This window comes from Microbacterium sp., from assembly GCF_011620715.1.
Classification (GTDB): domain Bacteria; phylum Actinomycetota; class Actinomycetes; order Actinomycetales; family Microbacteriaceae; genus Microbacterium.
The window spans coordinates 37,393-41,199 of record NZ_WOYP01000083.1; the positions used below are offsets into that span (position 1 = coordinate 37,393).

The following is a 3,807-nucleotide window of genomic DNA, read 5'->3' on the forward strand; positions in this document are numbered from 1 at the left end:
CGGCGCCCGCGACCACCTCCACCGATCGACACCGATCGTGCGACCGATCGTGTAGCACGCGGCATCCCCCGAGAACGCGGCGATCGCCGCGACCGCGACCACCGCGGCGATGGGCGGCTGACCGTGCACGACCGAGAGTGCGGCCAGGGCGGTGACGGCGGCCTCGCCGGGGATGACGACGAGGAAGGCGTCGCCGAACACCAGCGCGAACAGAAGCGGCAGTGCCCACGGGCTTGTCGCGACGGCGGCCAGCAGATCGTCAATCACGGTTCCTGAGTACCAGCACGAGGTGAATGGTCGAGAAACGGCACCGGTCGGTAACGGCTGTGGGTGCGGCCGATGAACTCTTGGCCAAAGCGACCGGTTCAGCGAGGGTAGGGCGCTGAGCGCACTGCACCCTGGATGTGTGAGAGTCGCGCTGCTGGCCGAATCCTTCCTTCCGCACATGAACGGCGTCACGAACTCGGTGCTCCAGGTTCTGGCCCATCTCGAACGCCACGGTCATGAGGCGATGGTGATCGCCCCAGGCTCGGGCACCGGCTCCGAGCAGATGCAGATCGCCGGGTCCGATGCCCGCACCGAGCAGCTGCGCTCGGTGCCGCTGCCCTCATATCCGCAGGTGCGCGTGACCGTCGCGACCACACCGCACGTCACCGGGCTGCTGGCCGACTTCGCGCCGGACGTCGTGCATCTCGCCTCGCCGCTCGTGCTCGGCTGGCACGGGCAGGCCGCCGCCAACCTGCTGCGGGTCCCTACCGTGGCGGTCTATCAGACGGACGTCATCGCGTACGCCGCCAAGTACGGGGTTCCGGGTGGGGCACCGCTGGTCGCGTCTCACATCCGGCGACTTCACCGGCGGTCGACCCTCACACTCGCACCGTCGACAGCTGCGGCCGCGCAGCTGCGCGATCTGGGCGTCGATCGCGTCCGGCTGTGGGGGAGGGGAGTGGACATCGACCGGTTCGAGCCGAGTCGCCGCAGCGACGCCTGGCGGGCGAAGATCGGCCCGGGCGAGACCCTGGTCGGCTACGTCGGGCGGCTCGCGCCCGAGAAGCAACTCGAGGATCTGCGCGTGCTGGTCGATCTGCCCGGGGTCCGGCTCGTGATCATCGGCGAAGGGCCCGCCCGTGCCCGCCTCGAACGGCAGCTTCCCGGTGCGGTGTTCACCGGCTTCCTCGGCGGCACGGATCTTGCGCGAGCCGTCGCGAGTCTGGACGTGTTCGTCCACCCGGGCGAGAGCGAGACCTTCTGCCAGGGAATCCAGGAAGCCCTCGCCAGCGGCGTCCCCGTCGTGGCGACGGGCCGCGGCGGACCGCTGGATCTCGTGCACAACAGCATCAACGGATGGCTGTACGAACCCGGCGACCTGCGCGCCATGCGCGACGCCGTCGCCGATCTGACCGGCGACGGGCTCAAGGCCCGGGCGTTCGGAGTGGCCGGACGCCGCGGAGTGCTCGGCCGCTCCTGGGCGGCTCTCGGAGACCAGCTTCTCGCGCACTATGCCGACGCCGCGTCCCTTCGACGCATCGATGAGCAGCTCCTCAGCCGCATCGGCGAGCGCCCCGCACTGCCGCCATCGGCGGGCAAGCGCAGGCCGGTGCGTCGCTTCGTCGCGGTCGGAGACTCCGTCACGGAGGGCCTGAGCGACGGTTCGAGAATGACAGACGGGCAGTACCGCGGCTGGGCAGACAGGCTCGCCGAGCTCATCGCCCACGCGCAGCCCGGCCGCGCTGGCCTGCAGTATGCGAACCTCGCCGTGCGCAGCCGGCGGATCGAGCACGTGGTGCGTGATCAGATCCCGAGAGCGATCGACCTGCGCGCCGATCTCGTCTCGGTACTGGTGGGCGGCAACGACCTGGTGAGGCTGGGTGCGGACCCCGTCGCTCTCGCAGCCCGCCTCGGCGACGGCATCCGCCGGCTGCGGGCGTCGGGCTGCGACGTGCTGCTGGTCACCCCCTTCCTTCCGCGGCGGCGGGCATCGCTGTTGCTGGCCAAGCGCTTCGCGCTCTTCAACTCGGAGCTGCGCACGCTGGCCCGCACGAGCGGCGCCGTGCTGCTCGACGTCGAGACCGCTCCCACGATCGGGGATCTGTCGCTCTGGGCCGACGACGCCGTGCACCTGAACCCTCGCGGCCACCGGATGCTGGCCTACGAGGCGGCAGCGCGCCTCGGGGTCCCCGATGCAGAGCCGCTCGGTCTTCTGGAACAGTCGCTGCATGCGGATGACGGCGACGAGCCTGCGGCCGACCCCCGCGCCGCGTGGCTTCGGGATCACGCGATGCCGTGGATGCTGCGACGGCTGCGCGGCCGCACCGCCGGCGACGGGCGCGAGCCCAAGCACCCCGGCCTGGTCACGATCGGCGGCAGATCGGGCACCCGCATCGACGGGTAAGCCGCGCCGCAGCGACAGACAGCCGGAAACCCCGACACCTCCCGTTCACTTCGTCGTCATGCACTGGTCGAACAGGCGCGTCACGCTGTGCCGTGCGCTCCGCGCGCGGACGGGAGCGAGGGTGGGTGCCGCGCACTTCGTCGTCGTCGGCTACGCGTCGTCTGGTGAGCGAGCGCTCGGTGAATGGCTGGCCTCTTCGGCACTGGTCGAGGGCATTCACTCGGCCGTGCCGCCAGATCCTGCGGCGAACGCGGTGTCCGCGTCGTCTTCCACACGACCCGTGGTCGGCTGGCGGATGATCGCGTCGAACGGACGTGAGCTGGCCCGCAGCGTCGGGGTGTTCCGCTCGGAGCGGGATGCCGAGCATCACGTCCGTCTGGTGCAGGCGTCCGGCGCCGAGCTGGAATTCCACCCGGTCGCTGCGCGTTCGCCGCGCGGTGTGGGCTGGTGCGCGACCGCCGAGGGGCGTCCGCTGCTCATGTCCGCCCGCTGGTACGAGAGCCGCGTCGTCGCGCGCAACGCCGCGGCCTTGACGCGCCGGACGCTGATCGAGGGCCTGGCCGCACCCCTGGAGCACGGCACGACGCTGCGAGTGAAGGCGGTCCGCGCCGCCCGCGTCGAGGATCTTCCGCTCGAGCCGACGACCCAGCCGTCGACGCAGCCGTCGACGCAGCCGACTATGCAGTCACGTCGTCGATCGATCCCATCAGCCGCGACAGCACGGTGACGGTGCCGCCGTGGTTCAGCATCGTGCTCCTGAGCGGCATCGCCCTGCTCAGCAGGCTCGGGTGGTGGGCGTCGCCGGGCGGCCGGCAAGCGCACCCCGCATGATCTTCCCCTGCGTGAGGTGACCAGCGAGCTGGGCGCGGCGATGCGACTCAGCGATCGCGCCGTGCGGGAGCGCATGTCGACGGCCAGCACTCTGGTCGACGCGTTTCAGGCGACCTTTGCGTCGCTGCGTGAAGGTCGCATCGACCTGGCTCATGCCAGCGCGATCATCGACCCTGGCGTCGTCGTGGCCGACCCGGTTCTGAGGGCCGAATACGAGCGAATCGTGCTGGATGCTGCGCAGTTCGAGACCCCGTACCGATTGCGTGCGATAGCCCGGGTGGTCGCCGCGCGGATCGACCCGACGATGGTCGCGGAACTCCAACGGCGTGCCCACGGATCCCGCAGAGTGCGTGTGATCGACATCGGAGATGGCATGGCCCGGCTCCTTGCCGATCTGCCCGCCGTGCTCGCGCACGCGATCCACGATCGGCTGACCCAGATGGCTCACGAAGTCAGCCAAGGGACAGCCGGTCCGGCGACGGCAGAAGATCCTGCGACGGACGAAGCCGCACTCGACGAAGCTGCACACGACGAAGCCGCACAGGACGAAGCCGCACAGGACGAAGCCGCACAGGACGATGATG

Annotated in this window: 3 protein-coding genes and 1 pseudogene; 3 read left to right on the forward strand and 1 reads right to left on the reverse strand. The window is 70.5% G+C overall.

All coding sequences use genetic code 11. The features are described from left to right. Positions 1-267 (reverse strand): annotated as a pseudogene (locus QZV84_RS08165) (hypothetical protein); the annotation flags it as partial. 139 nt (positions 268-406) lie between these two features. Between QZV84_RS08165 and QZV84_RS08170 the strand changes: the two are divergent. From QZV84_RS08170 to QZV84_RS11465, 3 genes are all read left to right on the forward strand, one after another. Next, positions 407-2,392: a glycosyltransferase gene (locus QZV84_RS08170; RefSeq protein WP_292828056.1), complete on the forward strand. Its 1,986-nt coding sequence runs from the start codon at positions 407-409 to the stop codon at positions 2,390-2,392. A gap of 121 nt (positions 2,393-2,513) precedes the next feature. After that, positions 2,514-3,119 (forward strand): hypothetical protein, encoded by a 606-nt coding sequence (locus QZV84_RS08175; protein ID WP_292828059.1) that lies wholly within the window; start codon positions 2,514-2,516, stop codon positions 3,117-3,119. Positions 3,120-3,239: 120 nt separating this feature from the next. Continuing rightward, a partial coding sequence (locus QZV84_RS11465; protein WP_363331894.1) for a DUF222 domain-containing protein occupies positions 3,240-3,807 on the forward strand: 568 nt, incomplete at its 3' end.